The organism is Paraburkholderia sp. GAS32, assembly GCF_050434225.1.
Taxonomy (GTDB): domain Bacteria; phylum Pseudomonadota; class Gammaproteobacteria; order Burkholderiales; family Burkholderiaceae; genus Paraburkholderia; species Paraburkholderia madseniana.
The window spans coordinates 23206-43232 of sequence record NZ_JBNPVS010000055.1 but is presented as its reverse complement, the minus strand read 5'-3'; the positions used below and the strand labels follow the sequence as shown (position 1 = coordinate 43232).

At 61.2% G+C, this 20027-nt stretch carries 18 protein-coding genes; 7 read left to right on the top strand and 11 right to left on the bottom strand.

Annotated features, from left to right (window positions below):
* Positions 1-53: 53 nt before the first annotated feature.
* A complete protein-coding gene (locus P3T25_RS40910) occupies positions 54-560 on the bottom strand; it encodes a RidA family protein (RefSeq protein WP_154566739.1) in 507 nt (168 codons plus the stop codon).
* Positions 561-634: 74 nt separating this feature from the next.
* On the opposite strand from P3T25_RS40910, the gene P3T25_RS40905 reads away from it, so the two are divergent.
* Positions 635-1462: a cytochrome P450 gene (locus P3T25_RS40905; protein WP_308112570.1), complete on the top strand. Its 828-nt coding sequence runs from the start codon at positions 635-637 to the stop codon at positions 1460-1462.
* A 407-nt stretch (positions 1463-1869) separates the two neighbouring features.
* Here the strand turns inward: P3T25_RS40905 and P3T25_RS40900 are convergent, their stop codons facing one another.
* The gene (locus P3T25_RS40900) at positions 1870-2589 is read right to left on the bottom strand and encodes a phosphatase PAP2 family protein (RefSeq protein ID WP_266238683.1); all 720 of its coding nucleotides are present in this window, start codon (positions 2587-2589) and stop codon (positions 1870-1872) included.
* A 779-nt stretch (positions 2590-3368) separates the two neighbouring features.
* Here P3T25_RS40900 and P3T25_RS40895 point away from each other — a divergent pair.
* Complete coding sequence (locus P3T25_RS40895; RefSeq protein ID WP_266238682.1) at positions 3369-5021, top strand: FAD-dependent oxidoreductase; 1653 nt, start codon at positions 3369-3371, stop codon at positions 5019-5021.
* Positions 5022-5487: 466 nt separating this feature from the next.
* Positions 5488-5796 carry a hypothetical protein gene (locus P3T25_RS40890; protein ID WP_429362911.1) on the top strand — a complete coding sequence of 103 codons (309 nt, stop codon included), beginning with the start codon at positions 5488-5490 and terminating at the stop codon, positions 5794-5796.
* Between the two features lie 141 nt (positions 5797-5937).
* Here the strand turns inward: P3T25_RS40890 and P3T25_RS40885 are convergent, their stop codons facing one another.
* The 6 genes from P3T25_RS40885 to P3T25_RS40860 form a co-directional block, all read right to left on the bottom strand.
* The gene (locus P3T25_RS40885; protein ID WP_154566734.1) at positions 5938-6765 is read right to left on the bottom strand and encodes an ABC transporter permease; all 828 of its coding nucleotides are present in this window, start codon (positions 6763-6765) and stop codon (positions 5938-5940) included.
* A gap of 38 nt (positions 6766-6803) precedes the next feature.
* Complete coding sequence (locus P3T25_RS40880; RefSeq protein ID WP_429362927.1) at positions 6804-8057, bottom strand: ABC transporter permease; 1254 nt, start codon at positions 8055-8057, stop codon at positions 6804-6806.
* A gap of 37 nt (positions 8058-8094) precedes the next feature.
* On the bottom strand, positions 8095-9141 hold the full coding sequence (locus P3T25_RS40875; RefSeq protein WP_266238680.1) for an ABC transporter substrate-binding protein: 1047 nt from the start codon (positions 9139-9141) through the stop codon (positions 8095-8097).
* Between the two features lies 1 nt (position 9142).
* Positions 9143-10324 carry an ABC transporter ATP-binding protein gene (locus P3T25_RS40870; RefSeq protein ID WP_266238679.1) on the bottom strand — a complete coding sequence of 394 codons (1182 nt, stop codon included), beginning with the start codon at positions 10322-10324 and terminating at the stop codon, positions 9143-9145.
* Positions 10325-10356: 32 nt separating this feature from the next.
* Positions 10357-11520, bottom strand: coding sequence for an SRPBCC family protein (locus tag P3T25_RS40865; RefSeq protein WP_266238678.1), 1164 nt, complete (start codon positions 11518-11520; stop codon positions 10357-10359).
* A gap of 182 nt (positions 11521-11702) precedes the next feature.
* Positions 11703-12629 carry a LysR family transcriptional regulator gene (locus tag P3T25_RS40860; RefSeq protein ID WP_097394262.1) on the bottom strand — a complete coding sequence of 309 codons (927 nt, stop codon included), beginning with the start codon at positions 12627-12629 and terminating at the stop codon, positions 11703-11705.
* A gap of 272 nt (positions 12630-12901) precedes the next feature.
* On the opposite strand from P3T25_RS40860, the gene P3T25_RS40855 reads away from it, so the two are divergent.
* From P3T25_RS40855 to argE, 4 genes are read left to right on the top strand one after another with little or no spacing between them, the layout of a single operon-like run.
* Positions 12902-14260, top strand: coding sequence for a flavin-containing monooxygenase (locus tag P3T25_RS40855; protein WP_154566731.1), 1359 nt, complete (start codon positions 12902-12904; stop codon positions 14258-14260).
* 53 nt (positions 14261-14313) lie between these two features.
* Entirely contained in the window at positions 14314-14751 is a 438-nt protein-coding gene (locus tag P3T25_RS40850; RefSeq protein WP_154566730.1) for a RidA family protein, read from the top strand.
* 10 nt (positions 14752-14761) lie between these two features.
* Entirely contained in the window at positions 14762-15439 is a 678-nt protein-coding gene (locus tag P3T25_RS40845) for a DUF1028 domain-containing protein (protein ID WP_154566729.1), read from the top strand.
* Complete coding sequence (gene argE / locus P3T25_RS40840) at positions 15432-16595, top strand: acetylornithine deacetylase (RefSeq protein ID WP_154566728.1); 1164 nt, start codon at positions 15432-15434, stop codon at positions 16593-16595. The genes P3T25_RS40845 and argE overlap by 8 nt, the downstream gene beginning before the upstream one ends.
* 141 nt (positions 16596-16736) lie before the next feature.
* Here the strand turns inward: argE and P3T25_RS40835 are convergent, their stop codons facing one another.
* The 3 genes from P3T25_RS40835 to P3T25_RS40825 form a co-directional block, all read right to left on the bottom strand.
* On the bottom strand, positions 16737-17123 hold the full coding sequence (locus P3T25_RS40835; RefSeq protein ID WP_154566727.1) for a BON domain-containing protein: 387 nt from the start codon (positions 17121-17123) through the stop codon (positions 16737-16739).
* A 30-nt stretch (positions 17124-17153) separates the two neighbouring features.
* Entirely contained in the window at positions 17154-18299 is a 1146-nt protein-coding gene (locus P3T25_RS40830) for a porin (RefSeq protein ID WP_266238677.1), read from the bottom strand.
* 92 nt (positions 18300-18391) lie between these two features.
* Positions 18392-20020: a 3-(methylthio)propionyl-CoA ligase gene (locus P3T25_RS40825; RefSeq protein ID WP_266238676.1), complete on the bottom strand. Its 1629-nt coding sequence runs from the start codon at positions 20018-20020 to the stop codon at positions 18392-18394.
* Positions 20021-20027 lie beyond the last annotated feature (7 nt).

The following is a 20027-nucleotide window of genomic DNA, read 5'->3' as shown; positions in this document are numbered from 1 at the left end:
GACCGAACAGCTAAATCTGTCAATAGATGTGCGTCCCGTAACACAGGGGCTCATTACACGAGGCTGCGCACCCCGCCGTCGATCTCGAGCTCGGCCTCGCACTCGACCGGCACGTTTAGAGGAAGCGCCACGCCGACTGCCGAGCGAGAATGCGCGCCAATGTCGGGTCCAAACACTTCAAGAATAAGGTCAGAATAGCCGTTCGCGATCTTTGGCATCTGATCGAAGCCAGGCGCGACATTAATCATCGCAAAGACGCGCAGCCATGCCGTAATGCGATCCAGGTCTCCAAGCTCTTTCTTCAGGCTTGCCAACTGAGCGAGCGCCACAAGGCGTGCCGCTGCGTAGCCTTCGTCCACTGAAACTTCAACGCCCACTCTGCCGACCGGTTGCGCAATTGTTCCGTCGAGGTTGAGCGGAACGTGTCCCGAAACAAACGCTCGTGCCCCTCGTACTCGAATCCATGCAAAAGGCAAGGACATGCGTACGTTTTGCGGCATCTGTAGCGGCTGAGGCAACGTCAAGCCTAATTCCGCCAACTTCGCTTCGATTCGCGCCATGATTGCCTCCTCAGCGTTTTTGAAAGCCGGCATTCTTCCGGTCCTGCGGGCGCAGGATGATCTATGCTGAATGACTGATCGTCAGCGCCTGGCTCCGGGCGTCTCGATCAAGGAACCGCGAACTCGACCGCTCTCTGATCGAAGTGCACCGATACGTGCGAAATATGATGAGCCGGGCACGTGAACGAATGCGCGATGACCCGTCGGAGTTGCCACGTCATCTCCTTGAAGCGATGCTGGTCATGCGCGACGCGCCGGAGTCCGATGTAACCGACGACCAGGTCGCTGCAAATGTTCTCACGCTACTGCTTGCAGGCGAAGACACGACGGCGAATTCGATAGCGTGGACGCTGCTATACGTTGCTGCCGATTCCGCCTTGCAACAGCGACTCTTTGACTCGTCACGCGGTGTGCTCGGCTCAGCTCCCGTTTGCCCGGACTTTACGTCGTTGAAGCAACTGGATCTGCTCGAGGCGGTTTGTACGGAAACCGGAAGGCTGCGTCCTGTCGTTGCGATCAATTCGTTTGAGCCGTTGGAAGACGTGTGTCTTGCCGACATCATGCTACCGGCTGGCACGAAAATGTTTTTCCTGAATCGGCCGGCCACACTCGACGCGCGCAATTTCCCTAATCCTTTGCGGTTCGACCCTGATCGCTGGCTGCATGACGGGAGCCGCGCGCGCACCGCACACGACTCACGTGCGTACCTGCAATTCGGCGCCGGGCCACGTGTGTGTCCGGGACGTTACCTGGCCGCTGTGGAAATGCGCCTGGTATTGTCAATGCTGATGGCCAATTTCTCGATCCGAATGGCTGTCAATCCACGTACGATTCGAGAGGTCACTGCCTTCACTATGATCCCGAGTGCCATGCCGGTGCATCTGTCGGCACGGGCCACGTGAATTTCCTCGGTTCGCGCGCGCACTCGAAACACCAATGCGTATTGGCCTGAACCAGAATCCTTTGTGAACCTCAGGGATGAAACTTGCTCGCTCTCGATCCTCGTACGGGCGAATGGTTCGTCTACACCAGGAGCGCAGACCAGACGCAGAACCAAATGGGCGTTTTCACACGGCCTCGGCCAGTTACCGACATTCGCTTGCTGGCAACGAATGTCCGCGGTTCTACCGCAATTCGGACGTTCTCCATCGGCAAAAGGACACCCGCTCGGCGGCCGTTGCGGCCCTACAAGCCGCGAGCAGGCGATCCAGCTTTGAACGCCGTCCTCCACCGATCAGATGCCACGCCATGCGTGCGAGCGTATCCAGTAGGGGGCGATGAGCGCTCCCTCTCCACACCTTCCGACCAACTACATCCCATGTATCAGGCCGTGCGCCAACACGCGCAGCTCCTGGAACTGGGTCGCCAACTCGAAACTAAGCACGAACGCGGCGCCACAAAACAAGCCGGGATAGCGCTGCGCGAACGCCAGCATCGGTGCTGCGATGCGCGTGCGTATCGCCCTGGCGCTCATCACGTATGTGATGCCGATGCCGAGCGCTGCACCGGCCAGCACGTCCGTCGGGTAGTGCACGCCGAGATAAATACGCGGCAGGCCGATCAGCACCACCGCGTGCAACAGCGCGTAGATCCCCACGGGCCGCGAGGCCAAGAAAATACCCATAGCGACCGCGCACCAGAGCATGGCGTGATCGCTCGGAAACGAACTCCACGTGCGAAGCACCGGCTCGTCCACGTTGGCCTCAGGAAAGAACGCGCGCAATGCCGGTTCATACATCGGCCGCAGGCGAAACGGCAGGTAGTGCGCAAGCAGGCGGCCGGCCGCCAGCGCGATGAGGCCGCTCACGATGGCGATCACGACGAGTTCGCGCTGGCGTCGCCGGACGGCCTCGCCGTCAGCTCCTTCCGCACGTTCGCGCCTGAACCAGACCCACCACAGCAGTGCAACCAACACGACGCCCTTCGGCAAGTACGCGTTCACGACTGCTTCGACTACATGGGTGAAGCCTTGAGAATGAATGGCCAGTTTATTTATGGACGCGATGGCCCACGTATCGATGACGTTCATTTGTCTTTGCTCCCCTACGTGCGGCAATCGACATAACTTCATTCGGCCGCAGCCGCTATCACGCCGCCGCATCGCAAGCATCGCTAGTGCCCGGCTACGCGGCGAAGCGCTCGACGGCCGGTAACGACAATCATCGTATTGACATGAAGATGTGGTATGTGCGCTGGCGCGTGTAGTGTCCCAGCTAATTGCCGGATCCCTCGCTCAAGCCTCTTCCAGTGCCAACAACCGCTGTTATGACCCCGCCACAGCCACCAGCACCGTCGTTTCCCGCCTCCGGTGTAACGTTAATGGGCATTCAAATACCGGGTTGACTCACTGGTGCAGCCATCGACCGTCGACGGCCAGCGCACCGGCTGCTGGCCGCAATGGTCGACGAACAGCAGTTGAAGCGATGTGGGTAGATGATCCATATCGACCCGATTGCAGTCCGTCGCCAATCGCGTCCGGGTGTCTCAAACGGGTCGCCTGCTGCCGGTCGAGGCCTCGCGAGGTTGAAGATGTGCGACCGGGGAACTGGCTCCAGCGAATAAACGTTCGCATCCGAAAGTCATATACTGGCTTGGTCTGCCTGCTGTCTATCGCGTAGCTGTGGTATGCGTTCGCATAACTATTCGAACGGTTTTGGTGCGCTCGGTGCGGGAGACTAACGGCGTTGTGCCCGCCTCGGATCGAACGCCAGGGCTGAGCCGTCTGCTTGCGCATGTTCTTTTGGCCAGGCAGGCGACGTGAAACCAAGTGGACCGAGCTTCACCTCAATTGCCTGTTTGGACGAAGCCATGCTGACAATCGACGACATCCGGGCGATTCCACTGTTCTCAACACTCCCCGACAACGAACTGGAGCATCTCGCGCACACGTGCGCAGACCTGCATCTGTGCGCGGGTGAGTTCGCGGTCCATGAAGGTGGAGAGCGCGCACTGTACGCCGTTGTGTCCGGCAAGATGGAAGTCATCAAGACGTTCGACGGTATCGAACGCACGCTGGGCTGGCGTCTGCCCGGAACCATCTTTGGCGAAGTGCCGCTCGCGCTGAGTTCGCCGTTTCCTGGTGCCTATCGGGCCGCGGAGCCGTCGCGTGTCATGCGCGTGGACGCCCAGCGTTACTACACACTCGCTGCCGCGTCGCCGGAAATTGCGGTCAAGATGGGCGCCCTTGCGCGCGAGCGCATTGGTGGACTGCAGGGCCTCTCCGCCGAGCCGCCCAAGATCCGCGTGACCATGATTGGAAGTCGCTGGGACACCGCTTGTACCGCATTGCGCCAGTTCCTCGCCCGCAACCAGATCAGCTACGACTGGATGACACCGGATGCGCCCGAAGTGACCACGCGCTGGCCTGGAACCTGTCCGCCAGAGCAGGATTGCCCGGCATTGCGACTGGTCGACGGGACGGTGCTGAGCCGACCTACGACACGAGAGCTTGCGGAGTTGCTGGGTCTGCAGACACAGCCTCGCCTCGCCGAATACGACACGATGATCATTGGTGGCGGGCCGGCCGGTCTCGCTGCGGCAGTGTACGGTGCGTCGGAAGGCTTGCGTACTGTGGTGCTGGAGCGCGAAGCGCCAGGTGGGCAGGCCGGGACCTCCTCGCGTATTGAGAATTACCTCGGCTTCCCCAACGGCGTGTCGGGCGACGAACTGGCGAGCCGTGCACTGCAGCAGGCAAGGCGGCTCGGTGCAGAGATTCTGGTGACACGGTCGGTCGCTCGAATCGATGTCGCCGGCCGTAGCGTTCACCTCGACGGAGGCGACGTCATCCGGGCGCGAACGATCATTCTCGCGACTGGCGTCACGTGGCGCCGCCTCGTGATTGACGGCTTCGACCGGTTTATCGGTAAAGGTATTTACTACGGCGCGTCACGCAGCGAAGCGAACGCTACTCACGGCCTCGACGTCTATCTGATCGGTGGTGGAAACTCGGCCGGCCAGGCAGCGTTGTACTTTGCCAATCATGCGCGCATGGTAACGCTTGTCCTGCGAGGCGATTCGCTGGAGAAGAGCATGTCTCGCTACCTCGTCGAGCAGCTTCGAGGGAAATCAAACGTAGGGGTGCAACTGCGATCGGAAGTAGTCGGTGCACACGGCGATACCCATCTGACAGCGATTGACGTACGCGATGGGTTGAGCGCAGAGGTGCGTCGACACGACTGTGGCGCATTGTTCGTTTTCATTGGCGCCGATGCTGAGACGGAGTGGTTGCCGGAAGAAATCGCACGCGATGTGCGCGGATACGTTCTCACTGGCGACGACGTCGTCAAGGCGGGACGCTGGTCCTATAGCCGGGATCCCTACCTCCTCGAATCGAGTGTTCCTGGCGTGTTTGCCTGTGGGGATGTGAGATTGAGCCCGGTCAAGCGCGTCGCTTCAGCGGTCGGCGAAGGCAGCATGGCGATCGCGTTCGCCCACAAATATTTGCAGCACGACGGGAGTTAGCATTGGGTGCGGCAGTGAAACGTATGTGGTATTGACTTGGACAGGCGCGGAGTTTCATGCCGCCCAGCAACGAAGTCGATCCGTTGCGCCAGGGAGCCGGCCTTCAACGGATTCGGGTACCAAGCGCGCGATTGCGGGCTGTCACGGCTCAACGATCACGCCCTCTGACGTAAGGCAGTAAGGCATTAGCGAGCAGATTGAGGGGCAGGACCCATTAGAGGCAATTCCAAAAATCGAAATTCATCCTTGCGAATAATGCGCTTAATTATCAGCGGCCGCTTTCCTAAACTTCGTACCACCTGCTATGGCCCTGAGCGGCGATCTGTGGTTCGCGTCACGTGCGCCACTGCGAACGGTCGCGCGAGTTTGTTTGATCGCCACGAGCCAGGCGTGCAACGACCGCTATGGAAAAATACGAATGGATCGTTTGCGTCGGAATTCCAGCCAAAACAAGGAGGAACCGGTCATGAAGAAGACAACCAGCACATTAATCGCGGCCGTCGCCGCACTCACGCTGTCGGGAGGCGCTTATGCACAGGCCAACAACACGCTGGCAACCCCGAGTGTAGTGTCGCCGGCCGCCGCGTCGCCAGCCAATACAACGAGCGGCTACGGCACGCCTGGCGCCACCAATTCGGACAGCGGCATGAGCGCCGCGTCGCCGAACTCGGGCATGCCGAATAGCACGAGCAATAGCTCGACGTCCCGCACCAACCTTCCTGGGAGTCACAACACGCTGGCGACTCCGAGCGTAGTGTCGCCGGCCGGCCAATAGTTCGAGTCCCTCGTTCGCCACCCATCGTAAGAAAGACCGCTGCCCTCACGGACAGCGGTCTTTTGTTTTTCTCCCTGCCCTCTTCCAGGCAGCGGCTTGCGGCACACCGACGGGTTGCATGCCCCAGGTGGCCTCGATGCGTCAAATAAGAGCGTTACTGGCGGCGGCCGCACGGCCACGCAGCCAGTTAATACTCGCGAAGAGCAGCACGGCAAACACGATCAGCATCGTCGCCACGGCGAGAATCGACGGGTCGATCGAGTCGCGAATCCCGCTCCACATCTGCCGAGGCACGGTTGTTTGATCCGGGCCGCCGATGAACAGAATGACGATGACTTCGTCGAACGAGGTCGCGAAAGCGAAGACGCTGCCGGTCGCGACCGCCGGTGTGATGAGCGGCAAGGTTACTCGTCTGAATGTGATCCAAGGCGTCGCGCCGAGCCCGGAAGCGGCGCGCAACAGACTCTGATCGAACGAAAGCAGTGACGCCGTCACGGTGATCACGACGAATGGCGTGCCGAGCGCCGCATGCGCCAGCACCACGCCGGGATACGAGTTCACCAGGCCGAGCGGCGCGAAGATCAGATAGAAGCCAGCCGCGACGACGACAATCGGCACGATCATCGGCGAGATGATGATCGGCATGATCAGCGAGCGCAGCGGAAACTGCGCGCGCGAAATGCCCAGCGCGGCGAGCGTGCCGAGACACGTGGCGATCAGCGTCGACGCCGCGCCGATGCCGATGCTGTTCAGGAGCGATCGTTGCCAGGCCGCGCTCGTGAGCGCCTGCTCATACCAGCGCAGCGAAAAGCCCTGCAACGGGTAGGAGAAGTACGAGCCCGAGTTGAACGAAAGCGGGATGATCGCGAGAATCGGCGCAATCAGGAAGAACAGCACAAGCGCTGTATGCAGCCGCACCCAGCGCCCGGCGACGCGTTCCGTCAGCACCGTGTTGCGTTTATCTGGCATATCGTTCCCTCGTCGTATCCGCATGTGTCAACCGAGTCTCAACCAAAGCGCAAACGGTCGATGCCGACAATGCGGTTGAACAGGAAATAGAAGACCGCCGTAAAGATCACGAGATAGGCCGAGAGCGCACCGGCAAGGCCCCAGTTGAGTTGCGTGTTGGTCTGGATCGCGATGAGCTGACTGATCATCTCGTCGCCTGCGCCGCCGAGCAGCGCGGGCGTGATGTAGTAGCCAAGCGCGAGCACGAACACGAGGAAGCAGCCCGCCCCCACGCCCGGCAGCGTCTGCGGCATGTAGATTCGCACAAACGCGACGAACGGGTGCGCCCCTAGCGATTGAGCGGCCCGCACATACACGGGCGATACGCTCTTCATCACCGAGTAGATCGCGAGAATCATGTAGGGCAAAAGCACATGCGTCATACCGATGAGCACACCCGCGCGGTTGAAGATGAGCGGCAGTGGATGGGTGGTGAGACCGAGCCCCATCAGCAGGCTGTTGATGACACCACCCGGTTGCAGCAAAACGTACCAGGCGGTTGTGCGAACGAGCACCGAGGTCCAGAACGGTACGATCACAAAGAGCATCAGGCGGTTGCTGCTTTTCGCGGGCAAATTCGCGAGCAGCCATGCGACCGGATAGCCGAGCACGAGGCACAGCAGCGTGACCGTGGCGCTGATCGAGATCGTGCGCACGAACGCTTGTCGATAGATCGAAGCGTTGTCCGGCACGAACGCAACTGAACCTTGCGGCGTCACTTGCGCATCGACGGCCGCGAGCAGATAGTCCGGCGTCGGCGACGTGGCGGCGCGCTTCAGCAAGCGCCAGATCTCCGGCGAATTCCAGCGTGCGTCGAGTTCGACGAGCGCCGGTTTCCACGCCGGCGGCGCATCAGGGGGCAACTGGCGCGCGGTGCGCATCAACAGGCTACGGAACTCGGCCTGATCGAAGTTCAGCCGCCGCGCGACAGTGCCGAGCTGTCCGCTTTGCTGCGCCTCCCTGAGCCCCGCAGCGAGCAGCGCGAACGTGCGCTCGTCCGGCACGCCCTGCCCGTCCCATGCATCGAGCGCGCGCGTGAGCGCGGGCATGCTGTCGGGCACTTCGTGGTTCTCCACGCTGCGCGCGAGCAGGAGCGCGATCGGCGCGATGAACGTCGAAAGCAGAAACACGATCAGCGGGAGCGCGAGCAAAAGCGCCTGCACCGACGCACGGCGGCGCGCCTTTTGAAACGACGCGCGGCCGTCGGCTCTCGTCGGAGAGCCCGGGGCCGTGGCTCGGGCCGAAGCGGGCATGTGGGTAGTCACGTTGGGCTCTCGTTGGACGATCGTGTTACTGCGTCAGCCACACCTGGAAGCGCTTATTGATCTGGTCCGCGTTGTCGGCCCAGAAGTTCGCGTTGATCTGCAAGGCGCGCTTGAAGTTCTCGGGTGCGGTCGGCAGATCGGCAAGGCGTTGCTTGTCGACAAGCGCGATTGCATCCTTGCGCGGCGGCGCATACGCGATGTACTTCGACAGATCCGCATACGCCTTCGGCTGCGAAGCGGAGACGATGAATTTCGCGGCGGCGTCGGCGTGCTTCGCACCCGTCGGAACGGCCCACCAGTCGAAGTCGTAAACTTGTGCGTCCCAGACGGTCTTGAATGGCTTGTTGTCCTTCTTCGCGGCGTCGGAAATGCGGCCGTTGTAGGCCTGCGTCATCACGACCGCGCCGTCTGCGAGCAACTGCGGCGCCTGGGCACCCGATTCCCACCACACGATGTTCTGCTTGATCGTGTCGAGCTTTTTGAAGGCGCGATCCACGCCGGCGGGCGTAGCGAGCACCTTGTAGACATCCTTCGGATCGACGCCGTCCGCAATCAGCGCCCATTCCATCGTTACCTTCGGCGACTTGCGCAGGCCGCGCTTACCGGGGAATTTCTGCAGATCGAAAAAGTCGTTGACGGTGGTCGGCGCGGTCTTCAGCTTGCTCGTGTCGTACGCATAGACCGTGGACCAGACCATGCTCGCAACCGCGCAATCGCTGATCGTGCCGGGGATGAAGTCGCTCGTCTTGCCGAGCGTCTTCTTGTCGAACTTCTGCAGCAGTCCTTCGTCGCAGGCGGTGATCGCATCGTTCGTTTCGAGGTCGATCAGGTCCCACGTGGTGTTCTTCGCCTGCTCCATCGCGGAGAGCTTCGCGAGGCCGCCGTCATACGATTCGGTCGAGAAGCCAATGCCGGTGGCTTGCGTGAACGGTTCGAAATAGGCCTTCTTGGCCGCCGCTTCGTACGCGCCGCCGAAGGTCACGACGGAAAGCGTCTCCGCCGCCTGGACGGTCATTGTAGCGAATGCGAGTACGGCGAGTGCGGCGCTTTGTGCTTTGATGAGAGTGCGCATGTCAGTTGGCTCCTGCTGGTGCGGTCGTGATGATGGAAGGTGAGAGCGGGGTGGATGCGGGGATCACGGGCGCGCTGCGTGGCACGCTCATCGCGAGAATCTTGCAGTCGTCGTGGCGCCATGCGATCTCGATCGTGCTGCCGGGCGAAGGCAGCGCATGGCGCTGCGTATTGGGCACTTTCACGACAAACGAATCGCGCGAACCGAGCGCGAGGTGCACGCGATGATGATCGCCGCAATACACCAGTTCCTCGACGCGTGCGCGCACCACGTTGCTGTGTTCATCGACGTGCACGCCTTCGGCGCTCGGGATATGTGCGCGCTCGGGGCGCAGCGCGAGCATCGCTTCGTCGCCCGTGCTCAGACCGGGTTCGCAACGGCCACGAATGACGCTGCCGTCCGAGAGCGCGAGCGTCGCCCACTCCTCGTTCGCATTGACGACGCGCCCGGTCAGCCCGTTGTTTTCGCCGACGAAATTGGCGACGAAGGCGTTCTGCGCGTTCTCGTAGAGTTCGCTAGGCGTGGCGGCTTGCTGAATACGGCCATCGGAGAACACGGCGACGCGATCCGACATGGTCAGCGCTTCGGCCTGATCGTGCGTCACGTAGACGATCGTGAGCGACAGCTCGCGATGCAGGCGCATGATTTCGTACTGCATGGTTTCGCGCAGGCGCTTGTCGAGCGCACCGAGCGGCTCATCCATCAGCACGACGCTCGGCTCGAACACGAGCGCGCGCGCGAGCGCCACGCGCTGCTGCTGTCCGCCGGAGAGCTGCGCGGGACGCCGGTTCGCCAGATGCGGCAGTTCGACCATCTCGAGCGCGCGCTTCACGCGCGTCTTCTGCTCGGCGCGGCTTACGCGCCGCACGGAAAGCGGAAACGCGACATTCTCCGCAATCGTCAGATGGGGAAAGAGCGCGTAGTTCTGAAACACCATGCCGATGTCGCGCTGATGCGGAGGCTTGTCGTCGAGCCGCCGTCCGTCGAGGCGTATCTCGCCGCGCGTGGGCGATTCGAATCCCGCAAGCATCATGAGCGTCGTCGTCTTGCCCGAACCGGACGGCCCCAGCAGCGACAGGAATTCTCCCTTGCTCACGTCGAGGTTCAAGTCATCGACGACGTATTGCGCGCCGTCATACGACTTGCTCACGCCCGAGAACGAAATGAAGGAAGGGTTTGACATCGTAATCGCGTCCTGTCGATGGTGCGTCTTGATCAATGCGTGCCGATTTGCGTCGCGACGATTTTGCTAGCGACGTAGCGTGCGAAGTCGTAGTTGGGACGTTCGAGATAGCTCAAGTGGCCGGGTTTCGCGAGCGGCGCGTGTACGCCGCGAAAGACGGCTTCCACGCCGCGTTTATCTTCCGCGTTCACGTCGTCAAGCAGCTTCTTCAACGTCGTCATGTGCGCGTTGGCCTCGGTATCCGCGACGAACTCCGGCGCAAGCCCGCCGCCGAAGCGGATATGCACGCGGTCCACCCCTTGAGGCTGCAGCACGAGATACCAGAAGTAACCCGGCGTGAGCGTGACGAGATGCGTCGGGTAGATCGCGAGCAGCGCTGTGGTCTTGCGCCAATGTCCCGTGAGGCGCGTATTGTCCGGATGCGCGTTACCGATGGGCAAGGACGCTTCCTTCGTGATCCAATGATAGTTGAAGGCTGGATAGCCCGGCGGGCATTCCATTTCATCGAGCCGCGAATGCGGTCCTACCGTTGCGCGATGCAGCATGGGCAGGTGATAGCTTTCCATGAAGTTTTCCGCGAGGATCTTCCAGTTCGTGTCCCACACGTGCTCTTCATAGAAAGTTTCGATGTAGTCCGACATGCCGTACGCACCGATGAGCTCGTTCAGTTTGGCGAGCTGCGCGTGAACGGGCGGCGCGTTTTCGTCGAGTGTCACGTAGATCCAGCCTTGCCATTCTTCGCAGCGCACGGCGGGCAGTTTGTAGCTTTCCTTGCAGAAGCCCTCTTGCCGATCCATGAGCGGCGCGCCTTGCAGCGCGCCGTCCAGCGAATAGTTCCAGGCGTGATAGGGGCAGACGATGCGGCGCAAGTTGCCGCGTCCTTCGAGCAGCACCGACATGCGATGCAGGCACACGTTCGACATCGCCTTGAGCTGCATCTGCTCGTCGCGCAATACGACGATCGGTTGGGCTCCAAGTCGAGTCGTCATGTAATCGCCGGGCACTTTGAGCGCACTGGCGCGGCCGACGCATTGCCATTCGCGCTCGAAGATAGCGCGCTCTTCCAGCGTGAGGAATTCGGGCGACGTATAGACACCGGGCGGCATCGCATGCGCATCGCTGAATGGCCGTTCGCAACCCGTCTGAAGTTCGTCGACCAGCGCTTGCACTGCGATCGTCCTTGCCGGGTTGGCCATGGTGTCCCCCTTGATTCGTCACGGTGAGAGCGCGGTAACGCGAGGCTTTGCGGCGTAGCGCTCAACATGGACACCAATCTATCAAGCCAAATTGCAAGGCAAAATATTGTTTTTAGATACAAAGCAAAGCTTTTGCCTATGCAACGCGCGCAGGCTTAAAGCAGACGATCGCGCTTTCCTGATCATGCGTCGATATGCAGGCGCCGTATATAGGTTTCGCAGAATGACGTGAAGCGATGGACGACCTGGCGCGGCTTCATTGTGCGCGATTGCGCGATGCCGAGCATCGTTGCGTTGACGTTGTCTTTGAAACGCTTAATGACGAACTCTTCGCCATCCACGGTGCGAGTCGATTTGAGCGGAAAGTTCAGGAGGCTATAGCCGAGACCGTTGGCCACCATGCCGCGCACGACTTCCGGCTGCGACGAGCGGAACGCAGGCACGGGGCGGCTGCCCACCGCATCGAAGAGCGCGGCGAAATACTCGCGGCTGTGCGGCAAGTCGAGCATCACGTAGGGCTCGGGCAAGAGGTCCGCGAGCGATACCTTGCGCGCGCGTGCCAGACGATGCGTCCTCGGCAGGATTGCATAGGGCGGCAGCGAGAGCAGCGGCGTAAAAGCGATCTCCTCTGTCAAATCGAGGCTGTAGGTGAGCGCAATGTCGAGCGAGCCGTCGTGCAGGCCGCGCAAGAGGCCATCCTGATGCGCCTCGACAGTGCGAAACGAGATACCTGCGTGCTCGTCGACGAATCGGCTGATCAGCCGCGGCATGAGCGGCGGCGCAAGCGAGACGAGGCAACCGAGCGTGATGACACCCGTCATGCCGCCGTCCATTTCCTTCGCGGTCGTCTGCAATTCTTCCGCAATCTTCAGCAGATTGCGCGCTTGTCCGAGCAGATCGCGACCGGCTTGCGTGAGCGAGAGGCCGCTCGCGTGATGCCGTATGAAGAGTTGTACACCGAACGACACTTCGAGGTCCGCGAGCGCCGTCGAGATCGACGGCTGCGAGATGTGCAGACGCTTCGCGGCGGCAGTGAAAGACAGTGCTTCCGCGGTGACCACGAAATAGCGCAACTGGCGCAACGAGTAGCGCAACGGCTGACTCTCCATCGACAACGCTCCGTTTTCAAAGTCCTCAATTGGCGGCATTGTGAAGCTGTCAAAAAGGCTTGCATAGGCAAATCCGATGCTATGCATTTTTTAAATATATTTTTCAGATTCTGAACGGACGCGTAGATTTTCAGGAAAGACGAACGGACTGGGCGGTAACGCGCTGTCGGGAAACACTACCGGGTCCGCCACGATCGCGAGCGCTCGAAGGCCGCGATGCCGTGACGCCGCGATCGAATCGAAACATTCCGCCTTTTCGGAAGGACACAGCTATGACAGTGGAAACAACGTCAATCGACACGCTCGTAGTCGGCGCCGGTCAGGCCGGCGTCGCCATGAGCGAACATTTGAGCAAGCTTGGCGTGCCGCATCTCGTGCTGGAACGCGCTCGTATCGCCGAGCGCTGGCGCACGGGACGCTGGGATTCGCTGGTTGCCAATGGCCCCGCATGGCACGATCGTTTCCCCAATCTCGAGTTCGCCGACTTTGACCCCAACGCCTTCGCGTCGAAGGAACAGGTCGCGGACTATTTCGTCGCCTATGCGGAGAAGTTTGAAGCGCCGATCCGCACCGGTGTGGAAGTGAAGAAGGTTGTGCGCAATGCGGGGCGTCAGGGTTTCACCATCGAAACCTCTGAGGGCACGATCGAGGCGAATCGCGTGGTAGTCGCCACGGGGCCCTTTCAGCGCCCCGTCATTCCGCCAATCGCGCCGCAAGATTCGAGCCTTACGCAGATTCATTCCGCTGACTATCGCAATCCCGCCCAATTGCCCGAAGGGGGTGTATTGGTGGTGGGGGCCGGATCGTCAGGCGTGCAAATCGCGGACGAGTTGCAACGTGCGGGCAAGCGCGTCTATCTCTCGGTCGGGGCGCACGATCGTCCACCACGCGCCTATCGCGGCCGCGACTTCTGCTGGTGGCTCGGCGTGCTCGGCGAATGGGATGCGGAGGTCATGAAGCCCGGCAGGGAGCACGTCACCATTGCAGTAAGCGGTTCGCGTGGCGGCCATACGGTGGACTTCCGGCGTCTCGCGAATCAGGGCATCACGCTCGTGGGCCTCACGAAATCGTTCAATGACGGCGTGGTGACCTTCGAAGCAGATCTCGCGGAGAACATCGCGCGTGGCGACGAAAACTATCTGTCGCTGCTGGACGCGGCCGACGCGTACGCCGAGCGTAACGGCCTCGATCTTCCCGAAGAGCCTGAGGCCCGCGTCATTCCCGCTGATCCGGAATGCGTGACGCACCCGTTGCACGATCTCGATCTGGCGAAAGCCGGCGTGACGTCGATTGTCTGGGCGACCGGATATGCAGTCGACTTCAGTTGGTTGAACGTGAACGCCTTCGATGAAAAGGGCAAGCCGAAACATCAACGCGGCGTATCGAAGGAGCCTGGCATCTATTTCCTCGGTCTGCCCTGGCTATCGCGCCGAGGGTCCGCATTCATCTGGGGCGTGTGGCACGACGCCAAGCACATTGCCGATCACATCGTCACGCAGCGTAAATACCTGGCCTACTACGATGACTCGCAAGGCCAGGCACCGAGCCGCCGCGAGGAAAGCGTTGAAGGCGTTGAAAACACCTCAGCCAATTCGCGCATCCACAAAGTCAGCGAGATGGGCGTGAATTGATGCGTACGCCTCTTTAATCCGCAATCCATTTCTTCCTACATTAAGGTGCATTGATGAGCCAACCTACGCATACCCGTATCCGCATGTTCAGCACGAAGGATACGTATCCGAACCAGACGCTCGACAACGATCTCTGTCAGGCCGTGCGCGCCGGCAACACGGTCTATGTACGCGGCCAGGTGGGCACGGACTTCGAAGGCCGCCTGATCGGCATCGGCGATCCGCGCGCCCAGGCCGAGCAAGCGATGAAGAACGTCAAGCAGTTGCTCGAAGAAGCGGGCAGCGACCTGTCTCACATCGTCAAGACCACGACGTTCCTGACCGACATCCGCTACCGCGAGCCGGTCTACCAGGAAGTCGGCAAGTGGTTGAAGGGCGTGTTTCCTATTTCGACCGGCCTGGTGGTGGTTGCGTTGGGTCAGCCGCAGTGGTTGATGGAAATCGACGTTATCGCGGTCATTCCGGATGGATGGACGCCGCCGAAAGCCTAAGGAGCGGGACATGACATTCTCTATCGTCGGACGCTGTCCGGCATCCGGGCAGCTTGGCATCGCGATCAGTTCGTCCAGCATCGCGGTGGGCGCTCGATGCCCATGGTTGCGCGCAGGCGTGGGCGCGGTGGCGACGCAGAACGTCACCCTGCCCGCGCTCGGCCCACAGATTCTCGATCTGCTGGAGAACGGGCAACTCGACCCCACCGCCGCATTGGACCGTGTGCTCGGCACGAGCGAGTGGAGCGAGTACCGCCAGGTGACGGTGATCGATGGCCAGGGGCGCACGGCGTTCTTCAGCGGCAAGGAAGCGTTGGGCACGTATCACGCTGTCGCCGGCAAGCAGTGTGTGGCCGCAGGCAACATGCTCGCCGGCATCGAAGTGATCGAGGCAATGCTTCCGGCGTTCGAGCAGGCATCCGGCACGCTTGCCGATCGCCTGCTCGCGGCCATGCATGCTGCAATAGCTGCCGGCGGTGAAGCAGGCCCCGTGCATTCGGCGGCGCTCAAGATCGTGGGTGACGTGAGCTGGCCGATCGTCGATTTGCGCGTCGATTGGATTGATGACGACCCCATCGGCCAGCTCGATACTCTATGGCAGGCGTATCGGCCGCAAATGCAGGACTACTTGACCCGGGCCTTGAATCCGACGGCCGCGCCCAGCTACGGAGTGCCCGGCAATGAATGACAGATCCAGCCGTGCGCTGCTCGAACGGCTGATCGACTTCGCCACGGTCAGCCGGGACTCCAATCTGGACATGATCGAATTCATTCGGTTCTACCTGGAGGAACTCGGTGTCGAAAGCGAGCTGTTCCACAACGCCGAGCGCACCAAGGCGAATCTGTTCGCGACCATCGGTCCACGTGAGCACGGCGGCATCGTGCTGTCCGGCCACACCGACGTGGTGCCTGTCGATGGTCAGGCGTGGACCGTCGATCCATTCCGTCTCACCGAACGCAACGGGCGGCTGTATGGCCGCGGCACGGCCGACATGAAGGGCTTCATCGCCTCGGTGCTGGCGGCGGTGCCCGGGTTTCTCCAGCGCGAGCTGAAGCAGCCAGTTCACCTGGCTTTTTCGTACGACGAGGAAGTCGGCTGCCTCGGCGTGCGGCCGATGCTGGCAGAACTGGAGCGGCGTGCGCACAAGCCGGCCCTGTGCCTGATCGGCGAGCCGACCGAACTTAAGCCGGTGCTGGGCCACAAGGGCAAGCTGGCGATGCGCTGTCAGGTGAAAGGCGCGCCTTGCCATTCGGCCTACGCGCCGTATGGCGTCAACGCCATTCAATACGCGGCGCGGATGATCGGCCGTCTTGAAGAGATCGGCGAGCAGTTGGCGCAGCCCGAGCATCACGACGAGCGATTCGATCCGCCCTTCTCTACCGTGCAGACGGGCGTGATCAAAGGCGGCCGTGCGCTCAACATCGTGCCGGCCGAATGCGAATTCGACTTCGAAGTGCGCGCGCTGCCAGGCTTCGACGCAAACCAGGTAGCCGACGAGTTGCTGACCTACGCCGAGGCTGAACTGCTGCCGAAGATGCGCGCAGTGCAGTCCGACACCGACATCCGCCTTCAGCCGCTCTCCGCCTATCCGGGATTGGCCACCCCGCCCGACAGCGAAGCGGCGCGTCTTTTGGCGCTGCTTAGCGGTTCCATTGAGTTCGGCACGGTTGCATTCGGCACCGAGGGCGGGCTTTTCGATCAGGCGGGCATTCCAACGGTGGTTTGCGGACCCGGCAGCATGGACCAGGGGCATAAGCCGGACGAATTCGTCACCGTCGAGCAATTGCACAAGTGCGATGCGATGCTGGCTCGTTTGGGAGATTACATTTCGGCCGCGTCGTGAGACGTTTATAGCGAGGCCACTGTCTCGCAAGGAAGCAGTGGCTGCCTGAGGCCGCCTGATCGGGCGTCGCCACGGATGGCTAGATGTCGGCGTGGCCAGTTGTCTTCGGCCTCGCCGTACTCCGTGCTTGACTACAGCAGTTTACATGCCGCCAAACGGCTTCTTCACCGTCAGCTTGTTGGTCACCGACGTCACTCCAGGAACGCCCCTGGCGATCGCCTCGGCCTTGCCGATCTGGGCAGCTTCCGTGACCGTGCCATTCAGTGTCACCGCGCCATCTTTCGCGATGACACTGATGTCTCCGGCGCTAATTTCCTTGTCCTTCCCGATGGCAGCATAAATCCTACGGCGCAGGGCACGGTTCGCTTTCCTGCCCGCGGGAGCCACAGCGCCCGATGCCGCCATCACGGACGCACCTTGCGCACTGGCCGGCGCACTGGCTGCGTCACCGGTCTGGGACCACGCCGTCGTGGACGCTGCAACGAACCATGCAGCGACCAACAACTCGAGTGCCTTGATTGTTTTCATGGATTACTCCGGTTCATAAAGGTGACGAAATCAGAAACTATGGCGAATGCCGACCATGGCCGCAGTGGTGGAGACACCCGGCGCAACTGGAGCCCCATAGATGATCGTCTGGTTCATCGTCCCCTTGTTGTCGACATAGCCGACTTGCGCGTACGCCTTGGTCCTTGGGGACAGGTTGTATTCGGCACCCACTGCGATTTCGCTCGAGTGATTCGCTGAATGATTCCGGTCCTTCAGGTAGTAGTAGCCGGACGTGATCTTGAAGCGCGGATTGAATTGGTAGCCGAGGCCACCCGACACCATTTCGAAGTCAACGGTGCTGCTCTTCGCCGGGTTCTTGCCGATGCCGTACGAGGCGGACATAGAAAACCCGCTGATCGTATACATCGCGCCGAAATAGTAGAAGCGGTTATTGCTCTGGCCTGTCGCAGGCGCAGCCGGCGCCGCCGGATAGGTCAGCGGGAACGGATTGGTGTCATGTCCGTTGTAGTACACAGCGGACAGGTTCAGACCGTAATTCGAATACTTGAGCACAGCCGACTCACGCGTGCCGCCCTGGAACTGTCCCGCGACGCCACCCGGCGCATACTCTAGCGCAAGCGACGCGCCATAGAATTTTGGCGAACTGTAGACCAGCGCATTGCTGTCATAGAGGGCGCCGATCGGAGCATTCGTGCTGGTGCCGGGCCAGCCGGCCGCCTGATTGATGCCGAGCCACGCAGTCAGGATACTGCCGAAATACTGCGCGCCGCGTACGTCGGTTTCCGCCATCGCGTAGATCATCGGGATGATCTGCCGGCCGGCGTCGAACGTGCCAAACGGCCCGGATGCCCCGATCGTTGCATACTGGTTGAAGATTGCGGTCGTGCCCGGCGTATCGGACAGCCCGAACTTGCCGTTCGTGGTGTTGAACGTGCCTTGCAGCTTGAAGTTGATCTTGTAGCCGCCGCCAATATCTTCGCTTCCCTTCAGGCCCCAGTAGCTGGCATAGATGCCGCCGTCCTTGAGTTGATAGACATGCCCCTGGTTATGCGCAGTCGGCAGGAACGTTGCGGTCGAGGTGCTCTGATACAGGAATCCATTGTCGAGTACGCCGTAGAGCGTAACCGACGACTGGGCATGGGCTGATGCTGAAAAAACTATCAGCACTGCCAGGCTGCCTGACTTCAATTTCATTGTGTCTCCTCCTGGTTTTGGGTGCGCCGGGTGGACCCGGCAGCTTATCGCTTGTTGCTCGAATGAAACTGTGTTGCTGCCACGTCGGTGTCTCAGGCCGACAGGTAGTAATCGCCGAACTGATTCCGTAACTGGTTCTTGAGCACCTTGCCCGTTGCACCGAGCGGCACCGAGTCGACGAACACCACGGCGTCCGGCTTCCACCACTTCGCAACCCGGGCGTCAAAGAACGTGAGCAGTTCGTCCGCGGCGAGCACGCTACCGGGTTTCTTCACGATCAGGAGCAGCGGCCGCTCATCCCACTTCGGATGCCGCGCGGCGATGCATACCGCCGTCGTGACTTCGGGGTGCAGGTACGCGACGTTTTCGATATCGGTCGAACTGATCCATTCGCCGCCGGACTTGATGACGTCCTTGCTGCGATCCGTAATCTGCATGAAGCCGTCGGGATCGATCCTGGCCACATCGCCGGTCGGGAACCAGCCGTCGCGCAGCGGCGGTGTGTCGTCACTGCCGAAATACTCCCGCGCGACCCAATGACCGCGCACGAGAAGGTCGCCAGTTGCAGTACTGTCCCACGGCAGCGCCTTGCCTTCCAGGTCGACGATTTTCATGTCGATGCCAAACACCGGGCGCCCCTGCTTCGCCTGAAGGGCGTAGCGCTCTTCCACGTCCAGAGAAACCTGATGTGCCTTGAAACTGCAGACGGTGCCAACCGGGCTCAATTCCGTCATGCCCCATGCATGCACGACCTCGACGCGATGGCGCTCCTGGAACGCCGTCGTCATCGCTGTCGGGCAGGGAGCGCCGCCGATAATCGTGCGCTTCATCGACGAAAACGAACCCGTGGTCGCGTCGACATGCGCAAGCAGTCCCTGCCAGACTGTCGGTACGCCGGCCGACAGCGTGACCTGTTCGCCCTCGATCAGTTCATGGAGCGACTTGCCGTCCAGCGCCGGCCCCGGAAACACCAGCTTTGCACCCACCATGCAGGCGATATACGGCAGTCCCCACGCGTTCACATGGAACATCGGCACGACCGGGAGGATCACATCGCGCGCCGAACAGTTCAGCGAATCCGGCAGCGCCGCCGCGTAAGTGTGCAACAGGGTCGAGCGGTGGCTGTATAGCACTCCCTTCGGATTGCCGGTCGTCCCGGACGTGTAGCACAGCGATGACGCGCTGTTTTCGTCCAGCAGCGGCCAGTCGAAAGCGTCGCTTTGACCGTCGACGAGATCTTCGTAGCACAGCGGCATCGCCGACAGGCCATGGTCTCGCGGCATGTGCGCGCGATCGGTCATTGCAACGAAGACCTTCGGGCTCTTGACCCGTGGCGCGACGCTCTCGATCAGCGGTAGAAACGTGAGATCAAAGAACACAACGCGATCTTCCGCATGTTCGATGATGTACGCGAGCTGGTCGACGTGGAGCCGCGGATTGAGCGTATGCAACACGGACCCGGCCCCCGATACCGCGAAGTACAGCTCCATGTGCCGGTAGCCATTCCACGCCAGCGTCCCTACCCGCTCTCCCGGCTTGATGCCGAGGCCTGCCAGGGCGTTTGCCATGCGGCGCGCGCGTTGCGCAAGATCCCGGTACCGATACCGGTGAATGTCACCTTCGACCCGTCGCGACACGATTTCCTGTTCGCCATGATGGCGTTCAGCATGCGTGAGCAGCGAAGCGACCAGTAGCGGCTGTTGCATCATCAAACCTTGCATCCTTGTT

Coding starts and splice junctions, on each gene's coding strand:
- P3T25_RS40900 (WP_266238683.1), bottom strand. CDS start 2,589: ATGAACGTCATCGATACGTGGGCCATCGCGTCCATAAATAAACTGGCC.
- P3T25_RS40845 (WP_154566729.1), top strand. CDS start 14,762: ATGACATTCTCTATCGTCGGACGCTGTCCGGCATCCGGGCAGCTTGGC.
- P3T25_RS40865 (WP_266238678.1), bottom strand. CDS start 11,520: ATGGCCAACCCGGCAAGGACGATCGCAGTGCAAGCGCTGGTCGACGAA.
- P3T25_RS40860 (WP_097394262.1), bottom strand. CDS start 12,629: ATGGAGAGTCAGCCGTTGCGCTACTCGTTGCGCCAGTTGCGCTATTTC.
- P3T25_RS40895 (WP_266238682.1), top strand. CDS start 3,369: ATGCTGACAATCGACGACATCCGGGCGATTCCACTGTTCTCAACACTC.
- P3T25_RS40910 (WP_154566739.1), bottom strand. CDS start 560: ATGGCGCGAATCGAAGCGAAGTTGGCGGAATTAGGCTTGACGTTGCCT.
- P3T25_RS40890 (WP_429362911.1), top strand. CDS start 5,488: ATGAAGAAGACAACCAGCACATTAATCGCGGCCGTCGCCGCACTCACG.
- P3T25_RS40855 (WP_154566731.1), top strand. CDS start 12,902: ATGACAGTGGAAACAACGTCAATCGACACGCTCGTAGTCGGCGCCGGT.
- P3T25_RS40885 (WP_154566734.1), bottom strand. CDS start 6,765: ATGCCAGATAAACGCAACACGGTGCTGACGGAACGCGTCGCCGGGCGC.
- argE (WP_154566728.1), top strand. CDS start 15,432: ATGAATGACAGATCCAGCCGTGCGCTGCTCGAACGGCTGATCGACTTC.
- P3T25_RS40875 (WP_266238680.1), bottom strand. CDS start 9,141: ATGCGCACTCTCATCAAAGCACAAAGCGCCGCACTCGCCGTACTCGCA.
- P3T25_RS40825 (WP_266238676.1), bottom strand. CDS start 20,020: ATGCAAGGTTTGATGATGCAACAGCCGCTACTGGTCGCTTCGCTGCTC.
- P3T25_RS40880 (WP_429362927.1), bottom strand. CDS start 8,057: ATGCCCGCTTCGGCCCGAGCCACGGCCCCGGGCTCTCCGACGAGAGCC.
- P3T25_RS40835 (WP_154566727.1), bottom strand. CDS start 17,123: ATGAAAACAATCAAGGCACTCGAGTTGTTGGTCGCTGCATGGTTCGTT.
- P3T25_RS40830 (WP_266238677.1), bottom strand. CDS start 18,299: ATGAAATTGAAGTCAGGCAGCCTGGCAGTGCTGATAGTTTTTTCAGCA.
- P3T25_RS40870 (WP_266238679.1), bottom strand. CDS start 10,324: ATGTCAAACCCTTCCTTCATTTCGTTCTCGGGCGTGAGCAAGTCGTAT.
- P3T25_RS40850 (WP_154566730.1), top strand. CDS start 14,314: ATGAGCCAACCTACGCATACCCGTATCCGCATGTTCAGCACGAAGGAT.